The organism is Caballeronia glathei, from assembly GCF_000698595.1.
GTDB classification, from domain to species: Bacteria; Pseudomonadota; Gammaproteobacteria; order Burkholderiales; family Burkholderiaceae; genus Caballeronia; species Caballeronia glathei.
Genome location: NZ_JFHC01000006.1, coordinates 114,033 through 139,862, shown reverse-complemented (window position 1 = coordinate 139,862; position 25,830 = coordinate 114,033). Strand labels below are relative to the sequence as shown.

General features: G+C 67.4%; 23 protein-coding genes. 18 read left to right on the top strand and 5 right to left on the bottom strand.

Features of this window, described 5'->3' with window-relative positions:
- Positions 1-128 precede the first annotated feature (128 nt).
- The 10 genes from BG61_RS06830 to BG61_RS06785 all read left to right on the top strand — a co-directional run bounded on the left by BG61_RS06830 (position 129) and on the right by BG61_RS06785 (position 10,299).
- Positions 129-1,283, top strand: coding sequence for an ABC transporter substrate-binding protein (locus BG61_RS06830; RefSeq protein WP_035930893.1), 1,155 nt, complete (start codon positions 129-131; stop codon positions 1,281-1,283).
- Positions 1,280-2,824, top strand: coding sequence for a sugar ABC transporter ATP-binding protein (locus tag BG61_RS06825; RefSeq protein ID WP_051672334.1), 1,545 nt, complete (start codon positions 1,280-1,282; stop codon positions 2,822-2,824). The genes BG61_RS06830 and BG61_RS06825 overlap by 4 nt, the downstream gene beginning before the upstream one ends.
- Positions 2,808-3,779: an ABC transporter permease gene (locus tag BG61_RS06820; RefSeq protein WP_035930827.1), complete on the top strand. Its 972-nt coding sequence runs from the start codon at positions 2,808-2,810 to the stop codon at positions 3,777-3,779. Before BG61_RS06825 ends, BG61_RS06820 begins: the two co-directional genes overlap by 17 nt.
- Positions 3,776-4,747 (top strand): ABC transporter permease, encoded by a 972-nt coding sequence (locus tag BG61_RS06815; RefSeq protein WP_035930828.1) that lies wholly within the window; start codon positions 3,776-3,778, stop codon positions 4,745-4,747. Before BG61_RS06820 ends, BG61_RS06815 begins: the two co-directional genes overlap by 4 nt.
- A gap of 69 nt (positions 4,748-4,816) precedes the next feature.
- The gene (locus BG61_RS06810; protein ID WP_035930829.1) at positions 4,817-5,887 is read left to right on the top strand and encodes a 2,3-butanediol dehydrogenase; all 1,071 of its coding nucleotides are present in this window, start codon (positions 4,817-4,819) and stop codon (positions 5,885-5,887) included.
- 26 nt (positions 5,888-5,913) lie between these two features.
- Entirely contained in the window at positions 5,914-6,819 is a 906-nt protein-coding gene (locus BG61_RS06805) for an NAD(P)-dependent oxidoreductase (protein WP_035930831.1), read from the top strand.
- A gap of 63 nt (positions 6,820-6,882) precedes the next feature.
- Entirely contained in the window at positions 6,883-7,167 is a 285-nt protein-coding gene (locus tag BG61_RS06800) for a YciI family protein (RefSeq protein ID WP_035930832.1), read from the top strand.
- A 27-nt stretch (positions 7,168-7,194) separates the two neighbouring features.
- Positions 7,195-8,058: an intradiol ring-cleavage dioxygenase gene (locus BG61_RS06795; protein WP_035930834.1), complete on the top strand. Its 864-nt coding sequence runs from the start codon at positions 7,195-7,197 to the stop codon at positions 8,056-8,058.
- Entirely contained in the window at positions 8,055-9,134 is a 1,080-nt protein-coding gene (locus BG61_RS06790) for a maleylacetate reductase (RefSeq protein WP_035930835.1), read from the top strand. Before BG61_RS06795 ends, BG61_RS06790 begins: the two co-directional genes overlap by 4 nt.
- Before the next feature lie 97 nt (positions 9,135-9,231).
- Entirely contained in the window at positions 9,232-10,299 is a 1,068-nt protein-coding gene (locus tag BG61_RS06785; RefSeq protein WP_035930836.1) for an SDR family oxidoreductase, read from the top strand.
- A gap of 36 nt (positions 10,300-10,335) precedes the next feature.
- Here the strand turns inward: BG61_RS06785 and BG61_RS06780 are convergent, their stop codons facing one another.
- Positions 10,336-11,118 carry an IclR family transcriptional regulator gene (locus BG61_RS06780; RefSeq protein WP_035930838.1) on the bottom strand — a complete coding sequence of 261 codons (783 nt, stop codon included), beginning with the start codon at positions 11,116-11,118 and terminating at the stop codon, positions 10,336-10,338.
- Positions 11,119-11,350: 232 nt separating this feature from the next.
- Here BG61_RS06780 and BG61_RS06775 point away from each other — a divergent pair, with 232 nt between their 5' ends.
- The gene (locus BG61_RS06775) at positions 11,351-12,718 is read left to right on the top strand and encodes an MFS transporter (RefSeq protein ID WP_035930839.1); all 1,368 of its coding nucleotides are present in this window, start codon (positions 11,351-11,353) and stop codon (positions 12,716-12,718) included.
- Positions 12,719-12,783: 65 nt separating this feature from the next.
- On the top strand, positions 12,784-13,242 hold the full coding sequence (locus BG61_RS06770) for a type II 3-dehydroquinate dehydratase (RefSeq protein WP_035930840.1): 459 nt from the start codon (positions 12,784-12,786) through the stop codon (positions 13,240-13,242).
- 96 nt (positions 13,243-13,338) lie between these two features.
- Here the strand turns inward: BG61_RS06770 and dinB are convergent, their stop codons facing one another.
- On the bottom strand, positions 13,339-14,499 hold the full coding sequence (dinB, locus tag BG61_RS06765; RefSeq protein ID WP_035930841.1) for a DNA polymerase IV: 1,161 nt from the start codon (positions 14,497-14,499) through the stop codon (positions 13,339-13,341).
- 259 nt (positions 14,500-14,758) lie between these two features.
- Here dinB and BG61_RS06760 point away from each other — a divergent pair, with 259 nt between their 5' ends.
- The 4 genes from BG61_RS06760 (at position 14,759) to BG61_RS06745 (ending at position 19,676) form a co-directional block, all read left to right on the top strand.
- Positions 14,759-16,009: an ROK family transcriptional regulator gene (locus tag BG61_RS06760; protein ID WP_035930843.1), complete on the top strand. Its 1,251-nt coding sequence runs from the start codon at positions 14,759-14,761 to the stop codon at positions 16,007-16,009.
- A complete protein-coding gene (locus BG61_RS06755) occupies positions 15,996-17,540 on the top strand; it encodes a sugar ABC transporter ATP-binding protein (RefSeq protein WP_035930845.1) in 1,545 nt (514 codons plus the stop codon). The genes BG61_RS06760 and BG61_RS06755 overlap by 14 nt, the downstream gene beginning before the upstream one ends.
- 53 nt (positions 17,541-17,593) lie before the next feature.
- Positions 17,594-18,628, top strand: coding sequence for an ABC transporter permease subunit (locus BG61_RS06750; protein WP_035930846.1), 1,035 nt, complete (start codon positions 17,594-17,596; stop codon positions 18,626-18,628).
- A gap of 97 nt (positions 18,629-18,725) precedes the next feature.
- The gene (locus BG61_RS06745) at positions 18,726-19,676 is read left to right on the top strand and encodes an ABC transporter substrate-binding protein (protein WP_035930848.1); all 951 of its coding nucleotides are present in this window, start codon (positions 18,726-18,728) and stop codon (positions 19,674-19,676) included.
- Between the two features lie 74 nt (positions 19,677-19,750).
- Here BG61_RS06745 and BG61_RS06740 read toward each other — a convergent pair whose 3' ends face one another.
- The 3 genes from BG61_RS06740 to BG61_RS06730 all read right to left on the bottom strand — a co-directional run bounded on the left by BG61_RS06740 (position 19,751) and on the right by BG61_RS06730 (position 22,231).
- Positions 19,751-20,728 carry a substrate-binding domain-containing protein gene (locus BG61_RS06740; protein ID WP_035930849.1) on the bottom strand — a complete coding sequence of 326 codons (978 nt, stop codon included), beginning with the start codon at positions 20,726-20,728 and terminating at the stop codon, positions 19,751-19,753.
- Between the two features lie 82 nt (positions 20,729-20,810).
- Positions 20,811-21,551, bottom strand: a complete 741-nt coding sequence (locus BG61_RS06735) for a Mut7-C RNAse domain-containing protein (RefSeq protein ID WP_035930850.1) — start codon at positions 21,549-21,551, stop codon at positions 20,811-20,813.
- Between the two features lie 35 nt (positions 21,552-21,586).
- Positions 21,587-22,231 carry a LolA-like protein gene (locus BG61_RS06730; protein WP_232256127.1) on the bottom strand — a complete coding sequence of 215 codons (645 nt, stop codon included), beginning with the start codon at positions 22,229-22,231 and terminating at the stop codon, positions 21,587-21,589.
- Between the two features lie 253 nt (positions 22,232-22,484).
- Here BG61_RS06730 and BG61_RS06725 point away from each other — a divergent pair, with 253 nt between their 5' ends.
- Positions 22,485-23,234, top strand: coding sequence for an ABC transporter ATP-binding protein (locus BG61_RS06725; RefSeq protein ID WP_129572127.1), 750 nt, complete (start codon positions 22,485-22,487; stop codon positions 23,232-23,234).
- Between the two features lie 3 nt (positions 23,235-23,237).
- Positions 23,238-25,778 carry an FtsX-like permease family protein gene (locus BG61_RS43545; RefSeq protein ID WP_035930852.1) on the top strand — a complete coding sequence of 847 codons (2,541 nt, stop codon included), beginning with the start codon at positions 23,238-23,240 and terminating at the stop codon, positions 25,776-25,778.
- Positions 25,779-25,830: the final 52 nt, after the last annotated feature.

The window sequence follows — 25,830 nt, the reverse complement described above, 5'->3', positions numbered from 1 at the left end:
GCTGTCATGCGACGGCACCGCCCGATTATAGATCGCGATCCGAATAAACGCCTGCACGAAAACGTGCAACGAGGCGCGTGGACAGGCGCGCGCGGATCGACGAGAACAATACCTTCATGGAGACATACATGCATCGCCTGATTCGCTTCATCCGTGCAAGCGGCTTCGCTGTCGCGGCGGCGTTGTTTCTGCCCGCGATCAACGCACATGCGGACTACAGCGGCGCGCCGCGCACGTTCCTCTTCAATCCCGCGGTGCAGATTCCCTTCTCCGATACGGCCAGGTTCAAGAAGAAACCGCCGTACGTGATCGGCTTTGCGAATGCGGGCCTCGGCGACAGCTGGCGCGTCGTGATGCAGCACTCGCTGATGAAGGCCGCATCGGAGCATCCGGACGTGATCAGGCAACTGATCATCACGAACGGCAACATGGACGACGCGAAGCAGGCCGCCGACATTCAGGACCTCGTGTCGCGCGGCGTCGACCTGCTGATCGTGAGCGCGAACACGCAGAAGGCGCTCGATCCCGTCGTGACCCGCGCGATGAAGCAGGGCATTCCGGTCGTCATGGTCGACAGGCGCATTTCATCCGACAACTTCGTGTCGTTCGTGACCGGCTCCGATGCAATGATGGGCCGCGTGTGGGCGCAATGGATCGTCGAGAAGCTGCACGGCAAGGGCAATGTCATCATGCTGGCGGGCCAGGCCGGTTCGAGCGTGAGCGCCGACCGTGAGACCGCCGCGCGCCAGGTGTTCTCGCAGTATCCGGGCATCAAGGTGCTCGACACCGTCTATTCGGACTGGAGCCCGGTCAAGGCCAAGCAGCAGATGCAGGCGATGATCGCGAAGTACGGGCACACGATCAACGCGGTGTGGTGCGCGCACGGCCTGCCGGTGGCCGGGTCCATCGACGCCTTCGTCGCCGCGGGATTCAAGGCCGGCGAGATTCCCCCGCACACCACCGCCGACCTGAACGGACCGCTGCAGCTTGCGCTGAAGTACCGGATTCCGATGCTCGAAATCGGCTATCCGCCCTCGATGGGACGCACGTCGCTCGAAGTCGCGCTGAAGATTCTCGACGGCCAGCCGTTGCCGAAGATCTACGAAATCAGCCCGCAGATCGCGCTCACGCGCGGCGACGAAACAGCATCGGTCCCGCATCCGGATCAGTACGTCGATCAGATCGTGGACGCCAAGGGCCCGCCCGATGAAATCATCGACGGCGGCATGGGGCCGGGCTACAGCCCGTCGACGTTCAAGGTCAAGCTGCCGGGGGAGAAATGAGCGATCAGCATATCGTCGACAGGATCGAAGTCGTCAACGTGACGAAGCGCTTTCCCGGCGTGAAGAGCCTCGATGCCGTCTCGTTCGGCGTGCGGGCGGGCGAGATCCACGCGCTCGTCGGAGAAAACGGCGCGGGCAAGTCGACGCTCATGAAGGTGATGGCCGGCGCGTACGTCCCTGACGAAGGCGAGATCCGCTTCGAAGGCGAGCCGGTGCAGTGGCATTCAGCCGCCCACGCGAAGCGGCGCGGCATACATGTCATCTATCAGGAACTCGTGCTGTTCCCGCAATCGACGGTCGCTGAAAACATCTTCGCGGGCGCCGAGCCGCGCACGCGCGTCGGCATCATCGATCAACGCGCGATGAACCGGCAGGCAACGAACCTGCTCGACGAACTGGGTGTCCGGATCGACCCGCGCGAGCGCGTGAGGCACCTCTCCGTCGCCGATCAGCAGATGGTCGAGATCGCGAAGGCGATGGCGGGCGACACCCGCGTGCTCGTGCTCGACGAACCGACCGCCGTGATCGCGGGAAAGGAAGTGCAGTTGCTCTTCGAGCGGCTTCGCGTGCTGCGTGCGAAGGGTGTCGCGATCATCTACATCTCGCACAGGCTCGAAGAGATCTTCGCGCTTTGCGACCGCGTCACCGTGATGAAGGACGGCCGCAGGATCGCGACGCAGGCGGTGAGCGCGACCACGCGCGAGGGTCTCGTCAGGATGATGGTCGGGCGCGAGATGAAGGAGATCTATCCGCCCAAGCCCGCCATTCCCGACGATGCGGCCGTGCTGCTCGGCGTGGACAAGCTGAACGTGGGCAACCGCGTGTTCGACGCATCGCTCACCGTGCGCGCGGGCGAGATCGTCGGCATCGCGGGCATGGTCGGCTCGGGCCGCACGGAACTGGCCTCGGGCATCTTCGGCGCGATGCGCACGTCGCACGGCACGATCGAAGTCGCCGGCGTGCGCCGCACGCGCATGACGCCGGCCGCCGCCATGCGCCTCGGGCTCGGCTTCGTCACCGAGGACCGCAAGTCGCAGGGGCTGCTCATGTACCTGAACGTCGCGCAAAACGTGAGCGCGACGACGCTCGACCGGTTCTCCCGTTTCGGCCTGCTCCGTTCACGTGCGGAGCGCGAGGCCGCAGCGGCGTCGATCAGGGAATACGGCATCGCGGGCGCGCGCCCCGCGGGGAGCGTCGCGACGCTCTCGGGCGGCAATCAGCAGAAGGTCCTGATCAGCCGCTGGGTGCGCGTATGCAGGAGCGTGCTCATCCTCGACGAACCCACGCGCGGCGTCGACGTCGGAGCGAAAGCCGAGATCTATCGCGTCATGCGGCAACTGACGGAACGCGGCCTCGGCATCCTGATGATCAGCTCCGAATTGCAGGAAGTGATCGGCATGTCGGACCGCGTGCTCGTCATGCGCGAGGGGCGCATCAGCGGCGAGCTCACCGGCCGGCGGCTGACCGAGCACGACATCATGCGGCTCGCGACCGCTTCGCACGTGCAGCCTGAAGGAGGCGGACATGCTCTCGTCAACTAGCAGCAGCAACCTGATCAGGCATCACGTCGTGCCGAACGGCGCCGCCTGCGTCGTGGGCGCACTGCTCGTCGTCCTGCTCATCGCAGGCGCCTGCGTCAGCGACCGGTTCGCCACCCTGCCGAATCTGCTCAACGTGCATCAGCAGGCGACGGGGCTCGCCCTCGTCGCGCTCGGCCAGACGCTCGCCATTCTCACGGGCGGCATCGACCTCTCAGTGGGGTCGCTCATCAGCGTGGCGGCCACGCTGACGTCCGGCCTCGCGGACAACGCCTACGGCGGATGGAGCACGGCGATCGCGGCGGTGCTGGTTCTATCGGTCGCGGTGGGACTGCTCAACGGCGTGCTGATCCTGTGGCTGCGCGTTCACCCGCTGATCGTCACGCTCGGCATGGGCGCGCTGCTCCAGGGCGCGATCCTCTACTACTCGACCGGCCCCGCGGGCAGTGTGCCCGACGGCTTCGACGCCCTCGCCTACGGGCGCTATGCCGGCATTCCCGTCACGGCGACGGTCGTCGTCGCGCTCTACTTCGCCGTCTCGTTCTTCATGCGCCGCGCACGGCTTGGCCGCTATGTGTACATGGTCGGCGACGACGAGCAGGCCGCGACGCTCACGGCCATTCCGAGGGCACGCGTCATCCTGTTCGTGTATGTCTTCAGCGCGTTGTGCGCGGGCCTGACCGGCGTGTATCTCGCCGCGCAGTTCGGCTCGGGCCAGCCCTATCTCGGCGTGAACTACACGCTTGCGTCGATCACGCCGGTGGTGGTCGGCGGCACGGTCCTGACGGGCGGGCGCGGGGGGGTGATCGGCACGCTGATCGGCGTCTATCTGCTGAGTCTCTTGAACAACCTGATCAACTTCGCGGGCATCCCCTCGCACTATCAACTCGTGGTTCAGGGCGCGGCGATCATCGTCGCGGTGTCGGTGAACATGCAACAGAAGCGGAGGGCCGCATGAATTCGATCGCAACGAAAGCGCGTGCTCCCTTCACGCGATACCTCTCGATGGAGATCGCGCGACGCTACGGCATCTACCTCTTCTTCGTGGCGCTGGTGGCGATATCGGGCATCTCCTCGCCGACGTTCCTGCGATCGGACAACGTCGTCAACATGCTCGTGCAGTTCGCGCCGCTCGGCATCGTGGTGATCGGGCAGGTGTTCGTGATCCTCGTGGGCGGGCTCGATCTGTCGGTCGCCTCGGTCATGGCGACGGCCGCCGTGATCGCGACCGCGTTCGACGCAACCGATGCGTCCGCGCCCGCGATATTCGGCGTGACGTTCGTCATGTGCCTGTGCGCCGGCCTGTTGAACGGGCTGCTCGTCACGAAGCGCCAGGTGTCGCCGTTTCTCGCGACGTTCGCCACGGCCGTCGTGCTTCAGGGCATGCGTTTCGCGTACACGCAGGGCGCACCCTCGGGCAACGTGCCGCCGCTCTTTCACGCGATGGGCACGGGCGCGATCGGCCGCGTGCCTGTCTGCGTGCTGATGCTGGTTGCGTGTGCGCTCGTGTTCGGCGTGCTGCTTCATCTCTCGACGTTCGGACGGCGCGTCTACATGGTCGGCGGCAATCCTGAAGCGGCGCGGCTCGTGGGCGTGAGCCCGGATGCGGTGCGCATCGTCTGCTACGTGATCAGTGCGCTGCTCGCGGGCCTCGCCGGGCTTGCGCTGTCGGGCTACGTGGGCATCGTCGACAACTGGGTGGGACGCGGCTTCGAACTCGATTCGATCGTCGCGGCCGTGATGGGCGGGCTCGCGCTTTCGGGCGGGCGCGGCTCGCTGCCCGGCGGCCTCGCGGGTGCCGCGATCCTCGTGATCGTGTTCAACATCGTCCTCCTGATCGGCCTGCCGGTGCAGGCGCAGATCATCGTGAAGGGGGTGATCATCATCGGCGCGTCGGCGTGTTACGTGGCGCGAAGACTGCGCTGAACAAACAGAAGAGAACACCAGGGAACGATGCCCGCATTCAGGGGCGTCCACGCAAACAGGAGGAAAGACATGCGAGCAGTCCGTTTTCATTGCGCACACGACATTCGCGTCGAGAACGTGCCAGACCCGAGCAACATGGGTGCAAGCCAGATGATCGTGAAGCCGATGTGGTGCGGCATATGCGGCACCGACCTGCACGAGTACCAGGCCGGTCCGATCGTCGTGCCGACCGAGCCGCACGCGCTGACCGGCGCGAAGGCGCCGCAGGTGCTCGGCCACGAGTTCAGCGCAGAAGTGCTCGAGGTCGGCAAGGACGTGAAGAACGTGCGGCCCGGCGACCGCATTTCGGTGATGCCGCTCGCGTCATGCGGCGAGTGCTACTACTGCCTGCGCGGCCTGCGCCACCTTTGCACGAAGATGGGATGCGTCGGCCTGAGCTGGGACGGCGGCGGCATGGCCGAGTACACCGTGCTCAACGACTATCACGCCAACAAGCTGCCGGACACCGTGAGCGACAAGCAGGGCGCGCTCATCGAGCCGGCCGCCGTCGCGCTCTATGCGGTGGATCGCGGCGGCGTCACGGTCGGATCGAGCGTGCTGATCACGGGCGCGGGCCCGATCGGCGTGCTGGCCGCTCTCGCCTGCCATGCGGCCGGTGCGTCGAAGATCTACGTGAGCGACCCGAACCCCGCGCGCGCCGCGAAGATGGCCGGCTTCGGCGTGGCGTCGCAGATATTCGATCCGTCCGATGGCGAACTGCCGCAGAAGATCCGCGACCTGACCGAAGGCGTGGGCGTGGACGTCGCGATCGAATGCGCGGGCAACCAGCATGCATTGAATGCATGCGTGGACGCCGTGCGCTCCGCGGGCGCCGTCGTGCAGGCGGGCCTGCATGTGGGCGGCGCGAGCGTCGATCCGATGCAATGGTCATTGAAGGACATTCGCATCGAGGGAACGTGGTGCTATCCGGTGACGATCTGGCCGCGCATCATCGGCATGATCGCGAACGGAAAATTTCCGGTCGAGAAGCTCATTCACGATCTGATCGATGCGGACGACGTCGTGGCCAAGGGCTTCGATGTCTTGAGCGACAAAGGCAGCGACAAGATGAAGATTCTGATCAACCCTCAAGCACGATAGCGCGAAACACGGCGCTGGAGATTCGCATGACTGAAACAGGTACGCAGAAAAAGCCGGCCATCGGCTGGATCGGTCTCGGCAAGATGGGCATGCCCATCGTCGGGAATCTGCTCAAGGCGGGATTCGACGTCACCGTGTACGACGTCGACCCGACACGCGCGGAAGCACTCGCTCGCCTCGGCGCGCGCGCGTCGGCGGATATCGCCGGCCTCGCCGCTTCGACGCAGCTCATCTTCTCGATCATTTCCGACGACGCGGCGTTGCGCACAGTCGCGCTCGGAGCGCAAGGGGTGATCGCGAACGCACGCGATGGCGCCGTGTACATCGACATGAGCACGGTTTCACCCGCGGTTTCGGAAACCGTGCGCGATGCAGCGCAGGCTCGCCCGGTGGGCTTCATCGCGGCGCCGGTGTCGGGCAGTACGGTGCTCGCGGAAAAGGCGCAACTGACGGTGTTCGCCTCCGGCCCGAAGGCCGCATTCGAGCGTGCGCGGCCGGTATTCGAGGCGTTCTCCGCCCGCCAGTACTACGTGGGGGCGGACCAAGAGGCGCGCTATCTGAAGCTCGCCATCAACCACCTGGTCGGTTCGACGGCCGTGCTGCTCGCGGAGGCGCTCACGCTCGGGAAAAAAGGCGGTCTCGACTGGGTCGAGATGCTGACGGTGATCGGCGACAGCGTCGCTGCGTCGCCGCTCGTCAAGTACAAGCTCGAGCCGCTCAAGCAACGTGACTTCTCGCCGGCCTTCTCGTCGCGGCAGATGCTCAAGGACATGTCGCTCGTCGTCGACGCCGGTCATGCCGCCGGCGTGCCGATGGCCGCCGCCTCGCTCGTGCGCGAGCAGTTCGCCCGCTACGCGAGCGGCGACGGCGCCGAACTGGACTTCTTTTCAATCGTGCGCGCGGTGGAAGCGGCTGCGGGCATCGAGCGGTGAATGCCGAAGCAGCCGAACATCCAGCGTCCCGTTCGAAAACATTCAACTTCTCCGGAGTTTTCCATGCATTTCACTGTCTACTGTCTGGACCACGACAACATGGTCGAACGACGCCTCGCCCACTACGAGGCTCACAAGGCCTATCTGGCGAAGGCGCCCATCAGGACGATCATGTCGGGACCCCTGCTTGCGGGCGACCAGCAGACGATGATCGGCAGCTTCTTCCTGTATGAAGCCGACGATATCGCCGAGGTGATGCGGTTCAACAGCAGCGATCCCTTCAACGAGGCCGGAATCTGGCGCACTGTGGACATCCGCCCGTTTCTCAAACGGGTCGATAATCGTTAGCACGCACCTGACACGGACAACACAGCCATGCGCAATCTCGACGAGAACACGATCACGCAAGCCGTTCTGGCGCGCCTCGAACACGCGACGGACGAGCGGCTCAAGGACATCGTCACGAGTCTCGTGCGGCATCTGCACGCGTTCGCACGCGAAGTGAACCTGACCGAAGCCGAATGGGAACAAGGCATCCAGTTTCTGACCGGCGTCGGCCATTTCACCGACGACAAGCGGCAGGAGTTCATCCTGCTCTCGGACACGCTGGGTCTCTCGACCCTCGTCACGGCGATGGCGAACCGCAAGCCTTTGGGCTGCACGGAAGCCACGGTGTTCGGGCCGTTCTTCGTCGAAGGCGCGCCCGAATATCAGAACGGCGACGACGTGGCGAACGGCGCGCGGGGCGAACCCTGCTTCGTATCCGGCTTCATCAGGGGACTGGGCGGAGAGCCCGTCGCGGGCGCCCGCATCGAAGTCTGGCAGGCCGATGCGGATGGCTTCTATGACGTGCAGCATGCGGGCGACGATGCACACCGGGCGCGAGGCGTGCTGCACAGTCTCGCAAACGGCCGCTATCACTTCCGCTCGATCGTGGCGGAGCCCTACCCGATTCCGCATGACGGTCCGGTCGGCCGCATGCTCGATGCGCTCGGCCGGCATCCGTGGCGGCCGGCGCACCTGCATTTCATGATCACGGCGCCCGGCTATGAACGCCTCGTCACGCACGTCTTCCGCGATGGCGACAAGTACCTGGATTCGGATGCGGTGTTCGGCGTCCGGTCCTCGCTCGTCGCGCAATGGATACCCCACGAGGAAGGCGTGGCGCCGGACGGAACGCGCATGAATACGCCCTTCAGCACGCTCGAATTCGATTTCATCCTCAACCGTTCATCATGACTCCGTTCACCTACAACAGCCGCGCGGCGCGGATCGTGTTCGGCCCGGGCTCGCTCGAGCGGCTGGGCGAGGAACTCGACGAGCTGGGCATTCGCCGCGCGCTCGTGCTGTCGACGCCGGAGCAGCGCTTCCTTGCCGATCGCGTTCGCAAGCTGGCGGGCGAGCGCTGCCTTGACATCTTCGACGGCGCCGTCATGCATGTTCCCGCTCAGATCGCGCAGGCGGGCGTCGACATCGCGCGCGCCAGGGAAGCCGACGGCCTGATCGCGGCGGGAGGCGGCTCGACGCTCGGCCTGGCGAAGGCGATCGCGCTCGAAACGTCGCTGCCCATCGTCGCGGTGCCGACCACTTACGCGGGCTCCGAAGTCACGCCGATCTACGGCATGACCTCGGGCAACGAAAAAAAGACGGGCAAGAGCTACCGTGTGCTGCCGCGAACCGTGATCTACGACGCGCGCCTCACGCTCACGCTGCCCGCGGGACTGACCGCGACGAGCGGACTCAATGCCATCGCGCATGCGGCGGAGGGTCTCTATGCACAGGACGCGAATCCGGTGATGTCGATGTTCGCGGAAGAAGGCATACGCAGTCTCGCGTCGGCGCTTCCGTCGCTGCGCGCGCGCCCGGACGATCTCGACGCGCGCGAGGTGGCGCAATATGGCGCATGGCTGTGCGGCACGGTGCTCGGCAATGTCGGCATGGCGCTGCATCACAAGCTGTGCCACACGCTGGGCGGTTCGTTCAACCTGCCGCATGCCGAGACGCACGCCGTCATCCTGCCCTATGCAATGGCCTTCAATCTTCCGGCGGCGCCCGAGGCCGCATCGCGGCTTTCCCGGGCGCTCGACACGCGCGACCCCGCTGCGTCGCTCCACGACCTCGCGCGGCGGCTCGACGCGCCGGAATCGCTCGCGGCGCTCGGCCTTGCGCGCGGCGATCTGGATCACGCGGCGGAAGTCGCGATGCGTGCCCCGTATTTCAATCCGCGGCCGCTTTCATACGAAGCGATCCGCAGCCTACTGCAGATGGCTTTTGACGGCGTGCGGCCCGATCAGCGTTCGTTCAACGGCGTCTGACCATTTTCGCTTGGACGCACTCCACCCTCGGGGCAAGGACAAAAACCGGTCGCAGAACCACCCCGCGGCACAGACCTCAACTCTTGACATCACTCTCATGGAAAAACGGGCACTCATCATTGGCGCAAGCGGCATCGTCGGCAGCAATCTCGCCGACCAGCTGGTCACGACAGGCTGGCACGTCTCGGGGCTATCGCGCGGACGCACGGCGCAGCCGTCAGCCGTCGAACCGGTCACGGCCGACCTGACCTCACCGGAGTCCGTCAGCCGCGCGCTGGCGGGCAGGACATTCAGCCACGTGTTCTTCGCGGCATGGGCGCGCCAGGCGACGGAGAAGGACAACATCCGCGTGAACGGCGGCATGGTGCGCAACGTGCTCGACGCGCTCGGACCCGCGGGTGGCGTGTCGCATGCCGCGCTCGTCACGGGGCTCAAGCACTATCTCGGGCCGTTCGAAGCGTATGCGACAGGCGCCGTTCCGATCACGCCGTTTCGCGAAGAACAGGGGCGCCAGCCGGTCGAGAACTTCTACTACGAGCAGGAAGACCGCCTGTTCGAGGCGGCAGAGCGCTACGGCTTTGGCTGGAGCGTGCACCGTCCGCATACGATCATCGGCTTTGCTGTCGGCAACGCGATGAACATGGGCGTGACGCTCGCCGTCTATGCGACGCTCTGCAAGGCGGCCGGAGAGCCGTTCGTCTTCCCCGGCTCGCGCGCGCAGTGGGAAAGCCTCACCGACATGACCGACGCCCGTCTGCTCGCGCGGCATCTAGAGTGGGCCGCCACATCGGCGAATGCGCGCAACGAGGATTTCAACGTCGTGAACGGCGACGTGTTCCGCTGGAAGTGGATGTGGTCGCGTATCGCGGACTACTTCGGCGTGGAGGCGGCGCCCTTCGACGGCGAGACGCGTCCGCTCGAACCGCGCATGCAGGATGCCGGGCCGCGCTGGGCCGGGATCGCGGCACGCTTCGATCTGAAGGAAGCGGATCTCGGCAGGCTGGCGTCGTGGTGGCACACGGATGCCGACCTCGGCCGCCCGATGGAAGTGCTCACGGACATGACAAAGAGCCGCAAGGCGGGCTTCCTCGACTATCAGAGCACGCCCGACGCGTTCTTTGCGCTCTTCGACCGGCTGAAGGCGGAGCGCATCATCCCCCGGTGACACGGCTTCGCGCGACGCGTCCGGCCAACCGCCGCGCTAACGCACCCGGTTGAACAGAGGCGATGCGTTGCTTGCAGCAGCGAGCTCGGAGGCAGCCGCGAGCAGCGTGGGCCCGAGGCTCGCCATGCGCTTCTCGTCGAGACGCACGAGCGGCCCGGCAATGCTGATCACGCCGATGGCCGGATACCCCCGCCGCTGCACCGGCGCGGCCATCGCGGTCATGCCCGGGGCGAACACCTCGTTGATGGTGGCATAGCCCCGCTCGCGCGCCGCGTGAATGAACTTCAGCAGGCCGCTCACCGTCGTGGGCGCCTTCGGACCGTACTCCTTCGGCTGCCCGAAACCCTGGCGCGACACCAGTTCGAGCGCGCGTTCGTCGCTCATCGTCATCATCCATGCGTGACCCGTGGCGCTGCACGAAAGGATCGTGTCCATGCCCATGTCGGGGTCGTAGCGCAGTCCCTTCAGCGCGCCTTGCGCCTTCGCGACCCACGTCAGCCTGTCGCCGTCGACGATCGCGAGCCGCACCAGTTCGCCCGATGTATCGGCGAGGCGATCGAGCATGGTCTGCGCGATATCCACGATGCCCGACGTGGCGAGAAAGCCGAGCCCGATGCCCACGAGCTTGGTCGTGAGCACGTAGTCGCCATGCTCGCGCAACTGCCGCACGTAGCCGCACTGCTTGAGGTCGGCCAGCAGCCGGTGACACGCGCTGCGCGGGATGTCGAGCTCGGCGGAGATGAGGGCGAGCGGCGTGCCCTCCATCTGCGTGGCGAGGTATTCGAGGATGGCAAGCGTGCGCTCGGTGACGCCGGGCATGTCGGTCTCCAGATGCCTTTTTGGGGCGATGGGCACCGATCTTTGCACATTATGAGATGAAATTCCAGCCTGGAACGATGTCCCACCGGCCGGTGATAAGCTCGGATCACGGTTGCACTGACGACAGCGCGGCCGCACGACAGATGACCTGACCGGCAGTGCCGCCGCAGCATGTGCGGCCAAGCGCCGGCAATCGGAACGCGTCCCGCGCAGGGACGAAAGAGGAGACGACATGACTCAAGGTGTACAGCAAGCGCACGCGGCGATGCGCACGCGCGCCGTGACGGCTGCGGCCGTCGGCACGGCGCTGGAATGGTTCGACTTCACGCTCTACGGCGCACTGGCGGCGACCGTCCTGCCGAAGCTTTTCTTCCCCGCGATGGATTCGACCTCCGCGCTGCTCGCCTCGCTCGCCACGTTCGGCGTGGGACTGGCGGCCAGGCCGCTCGGCGCGATCATCTGCGGGCATCTCGGCGACAAGCTCGGACGCCGCAACCTGATGCTCGGCACCGTCTCGCTGATGGGTCTCTCCTCGGTGCTGATGGGCCTGCTGCCGACGTACGCGAGCATCGGCGTGTGGGCGCCGATGCTGCTCGTCCTGCTGCGCATCCTGCAGGGCTTCGCGCTCGGCGGCGAGTCGACGGGCGCGCAGTTGATGGCGATCGAACACGCGAGCCCCGACCGGCGCGGCAAGTACTCGGGCCTGCTCGGGCTGTGCTCGCCGCTCAGCCAGATCATGGCGAACGGCGCGCTGCTGTTGCTTGCATCCGTCATGTCGGCCGAAGCGTTCGACTCCTATGGCTGGCGCATTCCGTTCCTGCTCAGCTTCGTGCTGATCGTGGTCGGCGTGTATATCCGGCTGAAGGTCAGCGAGACCCCTGCGTTCGTCGAACTGCGCAAGACGCAGGTGGTACAGGTCGCAAGCCCCTTGCGCGACGTGCTGCGCCTTCACTGGCGCACCGTGCTGCGCTGGATGCTGTTCTTCTGCGGCCCCGCGGCGATCTTCTATCTGATCGTGGTGTTTTCCCTGAGCTACATCACGAAGACGCTGGCCGTGCCGAAGCAGACCGGCTTCCTCCTGCTGATGGGCGCGAATGTCTGCGCGATCGCGGGCGCGCTCGCCGGGGGCATGCTGAGCGACCGGATCGGCCGGAGAAAGGCGCTCGCCATCGGTTCGGTGGCGACCCTGCTCATGCTCTTCGTGTACTTCCAGATCCTCGATACCCGAAGCTTCCTTCCGATGCTCGCGGCGATGGGATTCTTCCTCGGCTTCACGCAGTTCCAGAGCGGCATTCAACCGGTTGCGTTCGCCGAGGCATTCCCGACCAACGTGCGCTATTCCGGCTCGGCGCTTGCCTACACCGGTGCCAATCTGATCGCGGGCGGCCCCATGCCCGTGCTCGCCGTATGGCTCTTTTCGATCAGCAACGGCTCGCCATGGGGCGTGGTCGCGGTATGCGTCGCGTTCAACGTCATCTCGCTCATTGCGATTCTTACCGCCCCTGAAACGCTCGGCATCGACATGAACCGCACCGACTCGGCCGCGACCCTCGCCGGCGACGAGGGCTTTCCCTCGGCGAGCATAAGCAACAGCCACTGAGCGCCCGGCTCGCGAAGCCCGGATCACCACGTACATTTGGCCCCTATAGACAATCGAGCACCACAATGACCGAACTCGTATATGTATTGAACGGCTCAAACCTCAACATGCTGGGAAAGCGCGAACCGCATCTGTACGGCACCACCACGCTCGCGCGCGTGCAGCAGGCAGTGGAAGAGCTGGCCGACAAGCTGGACCTCGCCTGCGAGTTCCGGCAGACCAACAGCGAAGCGACGATGGTGGACTGGCTGCAGGAAGCATTCGAGCGCGACGCCGCCGTGATCATCAATCCGGCGGGGTTCTCCTTCGCGTCGGTGCCCGTGTTCGATGCGGTCAAGCTCGTGCAGCGCCCGCTGATCGAGTTGCACATCACCAACATCCACAAGCGCGACGAGACCTATCGCCACTCGCTGGTCTCGCGGGCGGCGACCGGTGTCATCTGCGGGCTGGGCGTCGACGGGTATCTCGTCGCATTGCAGGCGATGGCGATGGCCTTGCGAAAGAACTCGCCGCTCGCTTCGTGAACCTGACCGGGCGAGGGAGGCAGCACGATGCCTGAACGGATGCCGCTCCGGACCGGTCGCAACGGATCGGCCGAATGAACGCGCCGGGCTCTCGCCTCACTCGCCCGAATCGAAAGGCAGCTCGCTCTGCACAGGCTCCGGAGCGACGCTCTGATGCTCGTCGCCGAGTGTGCTCACACGCACGCCGAGCAGACGCAGCCTGCGGTCCAGCGTCACGCGCTTGAGGCATTCCGTGGCGGCCCGCCGGATGGTCGCGGAATCGGCCGTGGGCGACGGTAGCGTGAGGTCGCGCGTGACGGTCCTGAAATCGTCGAAGCGCAGCTTGATGCCGACCGTGCGCCCCACGTACCCCTTGCGCTGGAGATCCTCCGCGACGCGCACGCAAAGCCCCGTGAACGCCGCCGACAGCGCCGCGCGGTCATGGCGCGGATGCAGGTCGCGCTCGAAGGTGGTTTCGCGGCTCATCGATTTCGGCTCCGACGTGACGACGACCGGCCGCTCGTCCTCGCCCTGCGCGATGCGGGCGAGCCACGCCGCATAGGTGCGGCCGAAATTCGCCTGCAGCAGCCCGGGGTCGGCGGCGGCGACATCGCCCACCGTCACGATGCCGAGCGCCGCCAGCTTCTCGTTCGCCTTCGGCCCGATGCCGTTCACCTTGCGCGCGGGCAGCGGCCAGATGCGCCGCTCAAGATCGTCCGCGCCGAGGATGGTGAGCCCGTCGGGCTTGTCCAGCTCGGAGCCGATCTTCGCCAGCAGCTTGTTGGGCGCGATGCAGATCGAGCACGTGAGCCCGGTCGCGTCGCGCACCGCCTGCTTCATGCGTGCGCCGAGCGTCCTCGCATCGTCCGGCAGGTCGGTCAGGTCGATATAGATCTCGTCGATGCCGCGATCCTCGATCTGCGTCGTGAACGCCGCGACGGCCGCCTTGAAGAGCCGCGAGTAATGGCGGTAGGAATCGAAGTCGGTGGGCAGGAGGATCGCATCGGGCGCGAGCTGCGCCGCCTTCATCATGCCCATGGCGGAGAAAACGCCGAGCGCCCGCGCCTCGTACGTGGACGTGGTCACGACGCCCCGCCCCGCATAGTCGCGCAGGCGGCTGAAGCGGCGGCTGCCGTCAGGAAGCATTTCGGGCGTGGCGTTGCGCCCGCCGCCGATCACGACCGCCTGGCCGCGCAATTCCGGATAGCGCAGCAATTCCACGGACGCATAAAACGCGTCCATGTCCAGATGCGCGATGCGGCGGGTGTCAGCGCTCATCGGTTGCCGGGGGTTTCATGACTGGCTGGCACAGGCCGCGCTTCACGGTAAAAGCCGGCTGCGGTCGGTAAAAAGCGGGCGCTCACGCGTCGAATATCCCTGATCCAGATGGCCGATACTGTACATGCGTACAGCCATTTTCGCCAGCTTACGTGTCCCCCCGGGATTTCCCTCCTGTACAGGCCGTCCAATGCGGTATTAAATAAATCAACGTGATTTATTTATTCGCCCAGACGATCGGGTCCCGGAGACACCAAGCGTGAGAAGTCCTCATATCGGCCAGGGCAGCAACTCGGCCAATGTGCGCCGCTATAACGAGCGCCTGCTGCTGCAGGCGCTGCGGCGCACCGAGCCCGCATCGAAAGCGGACCTCGCCCGCCACGCCAACATCACGAGCACCGCGGTCGGCAGCATCATCACCTCGCTCGGCAAGGCGGGGCTGATCGAGTTCACGGGACGGCGCCTCGAAGGCCAGCGCGGGCAGCCCGCGGCGCTGATCCGGCTCGATCCGCGCGGCGCGTTCGGTGTCGGCGTGCGGCTCGGGCGCACGAGCGTGGAGACGGTGCTCGTGAACTTCGCGGGTGCGGTGCTCGCGCGCACGTCGTACGACATGCTTCTGCCCCACCCGAACGAAGTGCTCGACTTCCTGACCCGCGACATCCGCAGCATGCTCCAGCTGCTCACGCGGGACGAGCGCGAGCGGCTCGCGGGCGTGGGTATCGCGCAGCCGTTCAATCTCGGCAGCTGGCTGCGCGAGCTCGGCCTGCCGTCCGACACGTTTCGCGCCTGGGACGAGATGGACTTCCCGGCCGCGCTCGGACGCGCCCTTGCGCTGCCCGTGTTCAACGAAAACGACGGCAACGCGGCCGCCATCGCGGAACTCTTCTACGGCTGCGGGCGGCAGCGCAACGACTTCATCTACCTGTTCCTCGGCCCGGCGATCGGCAGCGGCATCGCGGTGGACGGCGACTGTCTGCGCGGCGTGAGCGGCAATGCGGGCGACATCGGCGTGATGCCGGTGCCGCCGAGCCGCCTGCCGTCGGCGCCGCAGCCGGCGGGCCAGTGGGACATCCTGCTCTCGCGCGCGTCGCTCAATGCTCTGGCACGCCACCTGCGCTACACGGGCGCGCCGGTCGGCACGCGCGCGGAGCTCGAAGCCTGCGTCGCGCGCCGTCTGCCGGCCGTGGACGAGTGGCTCGAAGATTGCGTCGACGCCCTCGCCCCGGCCCTGCGCGCGATGCTGTGCGTGCTGGACGTGCCGGTCGTCGTGCTCGACGCCGACATCGACGCCGGGCTGCTCGACGCACTGATCGAACGCCTGCACGCGACCATGACGGCCAACGCGCCGGAATCGCGCGGCGTCCCGGCGCTCGTGCGCGGCACGTTCGGAACGGACGCGGGCGCGATCGGCGCCGCCACGCTGCCGATGTACTTCAACTTTTCTCCGCGAGCGGGGATTCTCAAGGGTGCCGGTGCCCAATCGAATGAGGTGAACCATGTCCAGTCATGAGGCGAGGCCCGCGCTGCTCGAGATGCGCGGCATCAGCAAGACGTTTCCCGGTGTGCGCGCGCTCGACAACGTGCGCCTTACCGTCTACCCCGGCGAGGTGCATTCGCTGATGGGCGAAAACGGCGCGGGCAAGTCCACGCTGATGAAGATCCTCTCCGGCGCCTACCAGGCGGACCCGGGCGGCGAGATCCTGATCGAGGGCGAGGTGTCCGTGATCGACGGTCCGCTCGCGGCCCGCGCGCTCGGCGTCGCGGTGATCTACCAGGAACTGAGCCTCGCGCCCAATCTGTCGGTGGCGGAAAACATCCACGCCGGGCGCGAACTGAAAAAGGGCGGCCTGCTCGGGCTCGTCGACCGCGCGGGCATGGAGCGCGGCTGCGAGGATGTGCTCAAGCGCCTCGGCGCATCGTTCAAGCCGCATACGCTCGTGGGCGACCTGTCGATCGCGGAGCAGCAGCTCGTCGAGATCGCGCGGGCCGTGCATGCCCGCGCCCGCATCCTCGTGATGGACGAGCCGACCACCCCGCTCTCCTCGCGCGAGACGGACCGCCTGTTCGAGCTGATCCGCACGCTGCGCGCCGAAGGCATCGCGATCATCTACATCAGCCACCGCATGGCGGAGATCTACGAGCTTTCCGACCGCGTCTCCGTGCTGCGCGACGGCTCGTACGTCGGCACGCTCACGCGCGACGAACTGTCGGCGGAAAGCCTCGTGCGCATGATGGTGGGCCGCGACATTTCAGGCTTCTACAAGAAGGAGCACGCGCCCTACGATCCCGGCAAGGTGGTCCTGCAGGCCCGCGACATCGCCGACGAAGGCCGCGTGCGCGGCTGCAGCCTCGATCTGCACGCGGGCGAGGTGCTCGGCATCGCCGGGCTGGTGGGCGCGGGGCGCACCGAGTTCGCGCGCCTCATCTTCGGCGCGGAGCCGCGCGTGCGCGGCGAGGTGTCGATGGACGGCAAGCCGCTCAACGTGCGCACGCCGCGCGACGCAATCGACGCCGGCCTCGTCTATCTCACCGAAGACCGCAAGGGCCAGGGGCTCTTTCTCGACATGAGCGTGCGCGACAACATCAACGTGGCCGTGTGCAGCCGCGACGCGCGCATGGGCGTGCTCGACCTCGCCCGGGGCGCGTCCCGCGCACGCGACGCGATCGCCTCGCTCTCCATCCGCGTGCCGAACGCGCGGGTGAACGCGGGGGCGCTCTCCGGCGGCAACCAGCAGAAGGTGCTGCTCTCGCGCCTCCTGGAAACGCAGCCGCGCGTGCTGATTCTCGACGAGCCGACGCGCGGCGTCGACATCGGCGCGAAGTCCGAGATCTACCGGATCATCAACGAGCTCGCGCGCACCGGTGTGGGCATCATCGTGATTTCGAGCGAACTGCCCGAGATCATCGGCGTGGCCGACCGCGTGCTCGTCATGCGCGAAGGCGAGATTGCGGGCGAGCTCGGCGGATACACCGGCAAGCCCATCGAACAGGAAGCCATCATCGAGCTGGCAACCGGCTCGCGGCCCGCGCTCGCCGCGTGAGCCCGCAACAAGACGCAGATACGAGACACAGATACGCATTTCAGGAGGACGACATGAGCAACCCCATCAAGCAGCCGAACACCGACGCCGTAGCGGCGAACGCGCAGAGCCAGTCGCAGCGGCAGTCGCGCATCGAGCACAAGGAACGCATGCAGACGCTGATGCGCACGGCGGGCATGCTGCCCGTGCTGATCCTGCTGTGCATCGGCTTCGGCGTGGTGACGGAGGGCTTCTTCAGCCTGCAGAACATTTCGATCGTCACGCAGCAGGCGTCCATCAACGTCGTGCTCGCGGCCGGCATGACCTTCGTCATTCTGACTGGCGGCATCGACCTGTCGGTCGGCTCGATCCTGTCCGCGGCGGCGGTGGTCGCGCTCATCACGTCGAACATTCCCGGCTGGGGCTACCTCGGCATTCCGGCGGCGCTCCTCGTCGGGCTCGGCTTCGGCCTCGTCAACGGCGCGCTGATCGCGCTCCTGAAACTGCCGCCCTTCATCGTCACGTTAGGCTCCCTGACCGCGGTGCGCGGCATCGCGCGGCTGATCGGCAACGACACGACCATCTTCAACCCGCAACTGCCCTTCGCCTTCATCGGCAACGACACGCTCTTCGGCGTGCCGTGGCTCGTGATCATCGCGATCGCGGTGGTGGTGCTCTCGTGGTTCATCCTTCGGCGCACCGTGCTCGGCCTGCGGATCTACTCGGTCGGTGGCAACCCGGAAGCGGCGCGCCTCTCGGGCATCAAGGTGTGGGGCATCCAGCTCTTCGTCTACGCGGCATCGGGCGTGCTCGCCGGGCTCGGCGCGGTGATGTCGGCTGCCCGGCTCTACGCGGCGAACGGCCTGCAGCTCGGCCAGTCGTACGAACTCGACGCCATCGCCGCGGTCATTCTCGGCGGCACGAGCTTCGTGGGCGGCGTGGGCTCGATCGTCGGCACGCTGATCGGCGCGCTCATCATCGCGGTGCTGACCAACGGCCTCGTGCTGCTCGGCGTGTCCGACATCTGGCAATACATCATCAAGGGGCTCGTGATCATCGGCGCCGTGGCGCTCGACCGCTACCGCCAGCGCGGCTCCGCCCGCACCTGAAGCAACCTCTTTCACCGATGCGCACGGGAGCGTGCAGGTCCGCTTGCTCCCCGCTCGCACGCGTCATACCTCTCGGACCACACTGGAGACACATAACATGTTCAAGCAAAAAATCGTTGCCGCCGGCGTCGCGCTGGCCGTGGGCCTCACTGTCGCGTCCGGTGCCGCGCAAGCCGCCGACAAGCCGCTCAAGGCGATCGGCATCACGGTCGGCTCGCTCGGCAACCCGTACTTCGTGACCATCACGAAGGGTGCCGAGGCGAAGGCGAAGCAGATCAACCCGGGCGTCAAGGTGACGGCGGTCTCCGCCGACTACGACATGAACAAGCAGTTCACCCAGATCGACAACTTCATCTCCGCCCACGTCGACCTGATCCTGCTCAACGCCGCCGACCCGAAGGCGATCGAGCCGGCCGTGAAGAAGGCGCGCGCGGCGGGCATCGTCGTGATCGCGGTGGACGTGGCCGCGGCGGGCGCCGACGCGACCGTGCAGACGAACAACGTGCAGGCGGGCGAGCTCTCCTGCGACTTCATCGCGAAGAAGCTGAAGGGCAAGGGCAACGTGATCATCGAGAACGGGCCGCCCGTCTCCGCCGTGGTCGATCGCGTGAAGGGCTGCAAGTCCGTGTTCGCGAAGGAGCCGGGCATCAAGATCCTCTCCGACGACCAGGACGCGAAGGGCTCGCGCGAAGGCGGCATGAACGCGATGCAGGGCTATCTCACGCGTTTCCCGAAGATCGACGGGCTCTTCGCGATCAATGATCCGCAGGCCGTGGGAAGCGACCTCGCGGCCAAGCAGCTGCATCGCAAGGACATCGTGATCACGTCGGTGGACGGCGCGCCGGACATCGAAACGGCGCTCAAGAGCGACACGCTGATTCAGGCGTCCGCGAGCCAGGACCCGTGGACGATGGCGCAGACCGCCGTGAGCGTCGGCTACGAGATCATGAACGGCAAGAAGCCCGCCAACCCGATGATCCTGATGCCTTCGACGCTCATCACGCGCGAGAACATCGGCAACTACAAGGGCTGGTCGTCGCCGCGCTGACGCCGGGGCGCCATTTTTTTGCGCACGAACTTTTCGCATCGCATACGTGGCGGCGGCATGCCGCCACGCTCATGTCACGCCTGCACTGCGCCCATGCGCAGCGTCTTCGATGTTTCCTTCGTGACGAGCTGAACCGGCGTTTCGATGAACTGCGACAGGTCCTCCTGCCTGCGGTTCTCCGCGAGCGCCTTTAGCGCCACGTCGATGCCGAACACCGCCTGCTTCGCCGCGAACTGCTCGACCGTGGCCAGCACGCGGCCGTCGCGGATCATCGGGTCGATCTCCTCGATGTTGTTGTAGCCCGTCACGTACACCTTGTCCGTTTTGCCCGACGCGCGGATCGCCTCGACCGCGCCCATCGCGAGGTTGTCGTTGCCGCAGAGCAGCGCGCGCAGGCGCGGATGCTCGCCGAGCATCGCAAGCGCCGCGACGCGGCCGCGCCCCGCGCTCCAGTCGCTCGCGCTCACGGCGACGACCCTCGCGCCCGCCGCGTCCATCGCCAGCCTGAAGCCCGCGGTGCGCTCCTGCGCATTGTGGCCGCCTTGCGTGCCCTCGATGATCCCGACTTCGTCGCCCGGCCTGAGCCGCTTGCCGAGATACGCGCCGACGAGCCGCGCGCCCTTGCGGCTGTCCGGCCCGACAAACGGAATCGAGACGTCCGCGGCCTCTTCGGCGGCGGCGTCGAACGGATTGTCGATCGCGATCACGACAATGCCCGCGCCGATCGCCTTCGCGGCCGCGGGCATGAGCGCAGTGGAATCGGCGGGCGCGATCACGATGGCGTTCGTGCGGGCGTCGATCAGTTCCTCGACCAGGCGGATCTGGCCGTCGATGTCGGTTTCCCTCGCGGTGCCGCGCGTCGTCAGGTCGAGCTGTGACGCGTAGTGCCGCTGATAGTTTTTCGCGCCCTCCACCATCGCGATCACGAACGGGTCGTCGAGCGATTTCATGACGAGGGCGATGGTGACCTTGTGCGCGGCGAGCGTGCCTAGCGTGCCGAGTGCGGCCACGGCGGACGCGACAAGCATTCGGCGGCGCGGCAGGCGGCTCATGGGGGAAGTCTGTCGAAGCGATGCAGACGATGCTTGATTGTACGCGTGCGCGGCCCGAATGATCGTGCGGATCACCGTGCAATCAGCCCGGCAGACGCCCTTCGAGCATGGCGAAGAGGCGCTCGCGGTGCCAGCCCTCCCAGAAGATGCGGCCGCAGGCGTCGCAGGTGGTAAATCGTTCGTAGCCCTCGTACACGCACGCGGGCACGCGCGGCCTGGCGAGGGCCCTGTCGATGACGCGCACCGGCGCGTTGCAGTGCGGGCACAGCGTGAAGGGCCGCGCGCTGCGCGCGAGGTCGAGCCGCTCGAAAATCTCGCGAAGCTGCGCCTCGCCCTTCAGTGCGTGCACAAAACATCCGTGCGTGATGTCGCGGCGCTTGAGCAGTTCGCAGTCGCGCGTGAGGACGATGCGGTGCTCGCGCGCGGCGATGCCGGCGATCACGCTGTCCTCGAAGCCGGGGTCGTAGAGCGTGTCGAAGCCCGTCATGCGCAGCAGGTGCGCGAGCGCGCCGAGATGCACGTCCGCGACGAAGCGCGTCACGCGCAGCGGCCGCTCACGCACGCGCAGCAACGGCGCGACGTCGAGCGCCTCGAAGACCGGATACACCGCGACGCGGTCGCCGTCGCAAAGAATCCGCCCGAAGCCCGACGATTCCCCGTTGATCAGGATCAGCTCGACTTCCGTGTGCGGCACGCCGAGCGCCTCGATCATGTGCTTGGCCGTCGCGGCGCGCGCGCAGGTGCGCTCGAAGTCGCGCCGGCGCAGCGCGGGCGGCAGGAAATCGTTCAGTTCCTCGTAGAAGCGGAAAGTCGCGGTGACCATTGCCGGAGGCTGCCCACGTATTCCGGCTGAAGCAATCAGCCGAAGAAATCCGGCGGCAGCGCCACGTCGACACACAGGTCGTCCATGACCACCGTATCGATCGGCTCGCCGAGCACGGACTCGCTCACCACCCTGAGCGGCAGCGCGCTCGCCGCATCCAGCCACAGCAGATAGCGATGCACGCGCGCCACCGTGCGCCCCGGCGCGCCCTCAACCACCACCTGCGTCGTCCGGCGCGTGCCGACGCGTTCCTCGCCGCCGACGCACGTGCTGCCGCCCGCCTGCAGCGCGCGGATGTTGTGCAGCAGCGCGCCGAGATCGGATTCGTCCACGCGATGCCCGTGCGGACCGCGGATCAGCGGATTGTCCGCGTCGAGTTCGAGCGACGGAAAGCGAGGATAGCCGCGCGGCCAGACCCGGGAGGCCTTCGTCAGCGGACTGTAGATGAGCGTCGCGCCCCCGTGCGGCTCGATGAAATCCATGCGCACGAACCCCGGCTTGCGAAACGCATAGCGCAGCCGCACGTTTTCGCCGTGCGCGCTTGCGGAGTGCAGCGTCAGGGCGTAGGTCGACAGCGAGCTGAAACTCGCCTGCGCCGCGCCGATCGGGTCGGCGCCAGATTCGGCGCAGGCGCCGTCGGCGGGATCGCGGGTGCCGTGGCGGAATTCGGCGGGCAACATGGCGGCGGTGTGCGCTCGGCTGGGTTGAATACCCGGGGTGGATGACCCTGAGTTGAACACCTATTGTGAAGCGGCTGCGTCGTTTTGTCCGTTCGAGCAGTGGCGAGACCTGCGTGGGGTCGAAAATGGCACGGCACAGTCGCGTTCCGTTCGGAAGACCTCGGGCGCGGCGCCGCAACCGCGACTAGAATGGACATCGCCCTCTCCTCCTCGCGACCGTGCTCCCCATATGCAACCACCGGACGGAACGAACGTGCTGGCAGTCGAGTCGATCACGAAGGCCCACGGCGGCACGCACGGCCGCACCGTGCTGCGCTCGGTCAGTCTCACGGTGCGCGCCGGCGAATACGTCGCCGTGATGGGCGAATCGGGGGTCGGCAAGTCGACGCTGCTCAACCTGATCGCGGGCCTCGACAAGCCCGACAGCGGCCGCGTCGTGGTCGCGGGCGAGGATATGTGCACGCTCGACGACGAAGCGGCCACCCTGCTGCGGCGCCGCTCGATGGGCTTCGTATTCCAGGCGTTTCACGTGCTGCCGTATCTGACGGTCGCGCAGAACGTCGCGCTGCCGCTCCTTCTGAACGGCGCGAGCCGGCGCGACGCGCATTCGCGCGCGGTGGCGATGCTCGCCGAGCTTGGCATGGAAACGCGTCACGACAGCCTGCCGCGCGAGCTTTCGGGCGGCGAGACCCAGCGCGTGGCGATCGCCCGCGCGCTCGTGCACGCGCCGCGCCTGATACTCGCCGACGAGCCCACCGGCAATCTCGATCCGGACACGGCGCAGCAAGTGCTGCGCCTCCTGCGCGAGCGGGTCAAGGCGGGCGCCGCCGCGGGCACCGCGGGCCTGATCGTGACGCATTCGGCGCTCGCGGCCGCCACCGCCGACCGCATCCTGCTGCTCACGGCCGAGGGCCTCGCACCCTTTCACGCTCCCCAGGCGACGCAACCGTCACAACCGGCACAATCGACGCTCCCGACGCACCCCACCCGCTCCGAGGCCTGAGCGATGCGCCTCGTCTCCGCGCTCCTGAAGACCCTGCTCGCGGGCGAACTGCGCGCGCATCCCGGGCGCGTCGCGCTCAGCGTGATCGCGATCGCGATCGGCGTGGCGATGGGCTACGCGGTGCACCTGATCAACCATGCGGCGCTCGCCGAGTTCTCGCAGGCGACGCGCTCGCTGATGGGCGCCGCCGACCTGGAGATCCGCGGCCCGCGCACGGGTTTCGACGAAACGGTCTACGCGCGCATCGCGAGCCTTCCGCAGGTGGCCGAGGCGAGCCCCGTCGTCGAGGTCGAGGCGCGCCTGCCGGGGCAGCAGGAAGCGCTGCGGCTCTTCGGCATCGACGCGTTTCGCGCGGTCGCGGTGAATCCCGGGCTCGTCGGCCAGCCGGCCGCGAAAGAGGCTGACGGCGAGCCGCAGCGCCTCGACCTGTTCGATCCGTCGGCCGTGTTTCTCTCCCCGGCCGCGCTCGCCTGGCTCGGGCTCAAACCCGGCGACACGCTCACCGTGCAGACCGGCCTCGACACCGTCGCGCTGCGCGTGGCGGGTTCGTTGCCCGCCGCGGGCGAGGGGCTGCGCTTCGCGGTGATGGACATCGGCGCGGCGCAATGGCGCTTCGGCCGGATCGGCCTCATCCAGCGCATCGACCTGAAGCTCGCGCCGGGCGTCGATGCGAACGCGTTTCGCCGCACGCTGCCGCCGCTTTTGCCCGCGGGCGTCGCGGCGTTCGCACCCGAGGACAAGCTGCGCGTCACGGCGACCCTCTCGCGGGCGTATCGCGTGAATCTGGACGTGCTCGCGCTCGTGGCGCTCTTCACCGGCGCGTTCCTGGTGTTTTCGACGCAGGCGCTCTCGGTGATCCGGCGGCGCACGCAGCTTGCGCTGCTGCGCGCGCTCGGCATGACGCGCGGCGGCCTCTCGCGCATGCTGCTTGCCGAAGGCGCCGCGCAGGGGCTCGCGGGCGCCGTGCTCGGCATCGTGCTCGGGCTCGGCCTCGCGGCGGCGGTGCTGCGCTACTGGGGCGGCGACCTGGGCGGCGGCTATTTCCCGGGCGTGCGCCCGACGCTGCACGCGAGCGTGGCGAGCGCGCTCGGCTTTGCCGCGCTCGGCATTGCGGCGTCGCTTGCCGGCAGCCTTGCGCCCGCGTGGGAAGCAGCGCGCGCGCGGCCCGCGCAGGCGCTCAAGGCCGGCGACGAGGAAACCGTATTGCGCCGCCTCTCCACGCCGTGGCCCGCGCTCGGCATCATCGTGGCGGGCGCTGCGCTGACGCAGGCGAAGCCGGTCGCGGGACTGCCGGTTTTCGGCTACGTGTCGGTCGCCCTGCTGCTAGTCGGCGCGATCCTGCTGATGCCGCGCCTCGCCCACTGGACCTTCGCGATCCTGCCGAGCGTGCGCCACGCCGTGCCCCACCTCGCGTTCGCGCAGCTCGCCGGGGCGCCGGGGCGCGCGTCGATCGGGCTTGCCGGCATTCTCGCGAGCTTCAGCCTGATGGCGGCGATGGCGATCATGGTCGCGAGCTTTCGCGATTCCGTCGACCGCTGGCTGAACGCCGTGCTGCCCGCGCAGCTCTACCTGCGCACCTCCGACACCGGCGACACCGGCTTTTTCCCCGACGCCGAGCGCGCCGCGATCGCCGCGACGCCCGGCGTCGCCCGGGTCGAGTTCGCGCGCGCGAACCAGATCCTGCTGAATCCGCGCCGGCCTGCGGTGGCGCTGATCGCGCGGCCCATCGACAAGCGGCATCCCGAGGCGCGTCTCGCGCTCACCGGCCCGCCCGTCGAGCCGCGTGCGGGCGAGCCGCCGCCCGTCTGGGTCAGCGAGGCGATGACGGACCTCTACGGCATGCGCACCGGCGAGCGCGTGATGCTGCCGATCGCGGGGCGCCAGGTCGCGTTCACGGTGGCGGGCGTCTGGCGCGACTATGTCCGCCAGAACGGCGCGGTCGTGATCGATCTGGACGACTACCAGCGCGCAAGCGGCGACTCGCGCATTACCGACGCCGCCCTGTGGCTCGCGCCGGGCGCCACCACCGAGGCTGTCGCAGAGCGCCTGCGAGAGCGCCTCGCGCAACGCGCCGGACACCTCGACATCACGACGCCCGGCGCGATGCGCGAAGCGGGGCTGCGCGCGTTCGACCGCAGCTTCGCCGTGACCTATTTGCTGGAGGCGGTCGCCATCGCGATCGGCCTGTTCGGAATCGCCGCGAGCTTCAGCGCGCAGGCGCTCGCCCGCTCGCGCGAGTTCGGCGTGCTGCGGCACGTGGGCGTGACGCGCTCGCAGATCGGCGCGATGCTGGCGCTCGAAGGCGCGCTCCTCGCCTCGCTCGGCGTCGTGGCGGGCTGCGTGCTCGGCTGGGCGATCGCGCTGATCCTGGTCCACGTGGTCAACCCGCAGTCGTTTCACTGGACCATGGACCTCAGCATGCCCTGGCGGCTTCTCGCGGCGCTGGCGCTCGCGCTCATCGCGGCGGCGTCGCTGACCGCGCTCGCGAGCGGGCGGCGGGCGATGTCGGCGGGCGCGATACACGCGGTGCGGGAGGACTGGTGAGACGGCACGCACCGCTTCTCTTCGCTGCGCTGCTCGCCGTGCTGCTCGGCGC

Coding starts and splice junctions, on each gene's coding strand:
- BG61_RS06815 (WP_035930828.1), top strand. CDS start 3,776: ATGAATTCGATCGCAACGAAAGCGCGTGCTCCCTTCACGCGATACCTC.
- BG61_RS06820 (WP_035930827.1), top strand. CDS start 2,808: ATGCTCTCGTCAACTAGCAGCAGCAACCTGATCAGGCATCACGTCGTG.
- BG61_RS06750 (WP_035930846.1), top strand. CDS start 17,594: ATGAGCAACCCCATCAAGCAGCCGAACACCGACGCCGTAGCGGCGAAC.
- BG61_RS06730 (WP_232256127.1), bottom strand. CDS start 22,231: ATGTTGCCCGCCGAATTCCGCCACGGCACCCGCGATCCCGCCGACGGC.
- BG61_RS06775 (WP_035930839.1), top strand. CDS start 11,351: ATGACTCAAGGTGTACAGCAAGCGCACGCGGCGATGCGCACGCGCGCC.
- BG61_RS06825 (WP_051672334.1), top strand. CDS start 1,280: ATGAGCGATCAGCATATCGTCGACAGGATCGAAGTCGTCAACGTGACG.
- BG61_RS06795 (WP_035930834.1), top strand. CDS start 7,195: ATGCGCAATCTCGACGAGAACACGATCACGCAAGCCGTTCTGGCGCGC.
- BG61_RS06740 (WP_035930849.1), bottom strand. CDS start 20,728: ATGAGCCGCCTGCCGCGCCGCCGAATGCTTGTCGCGTCCGCCGTGGCC.
- BG61_RS06770 (WP_035930840.1), top strand. CDS start 12,784: ATGACCGAACTCGTATATGTATTGAACGGCTCAAACCTCAACATGCTG.
- BG61_RS06745 (WP_035930848.1), top strand. CDS start 18,726: ATGTTCAAGCAAAAAATCGTTGCCGCCGGCGTCGCGCTGGCCGTGGGC.
- dinB (WP_035930841.1), bottom strand. CDS start 14,499: ATGAGCGCTGACACCCGCCGCATCGCGCATCTGGACATGGACGCGTTT.
- BG61_RS06830 (WP_035930893.1), top strand. CDS start 129: ATGCATCGCCTGATTCGCTTCATCCGTGCAAGCGGCTTCGCTGTCGCG.
- BG61_RS43545 (WP_035930852.1), top strand. CDS start 23,238: ATGCGCCTCGTCTCCGCGCTCCTGAAGACCCTGCTCGCGGGCGAACTG.
- BG61_RS06805 (WP_035930831.1), top strand. CDS start 5,914: ATGACTGAAACAGGTACGCAGAAAAAGCCGGCCATCGGCTGGATCGGT.
- BG61_RS06800 (WP_035930832.1), top strand. CDS start 6,883: ATGCATTTCACTGTCTACTGTCTGGACCACGACAACATGGTCGAACGA.
- BG61_RS06780 (WP_035930838.1), bottom strand. CDS start 11,118: ATGCCCGGCGTCACCGAGCGCACGCTTGCCATCCTCGAATACCTCGCC.
- BG61_RS06790 (WP_035930835.1), top strand. CDS start 8,055: ATGACTCCGTTCACCTACAACAGCCGCGCGGCGCGGATCGTGTTCGGC.
- BG61_RS06810 (WP_035930829.1), top strand. CDS start 4,817: ATGCGAGCAGTCCGTTTTCATTGCGCACACGACATTCGCGTCGAGAAC.
- BG61_RS06785 (WP_035930836.1), top strand. CDS start 9,232: ATGGAAAAACGGGCACTCATCATTGGCGCAAGCGGCATCGTCGGCAGC.
- BG61_RS06755 (WP_035930845.1), top strand. CDS start 15,996: ATGTCCAGTCATGAGGCGAGGCCCGCGCTGCTCGAGATGCGCGGCATC.
- BG61_RS06735 (WP_035930850.1), bottom strand. CDS start 21,551: ATGGTCACCGCGACTTTCCGCTTCTACGAGGAACTGAACGATTTCCTG.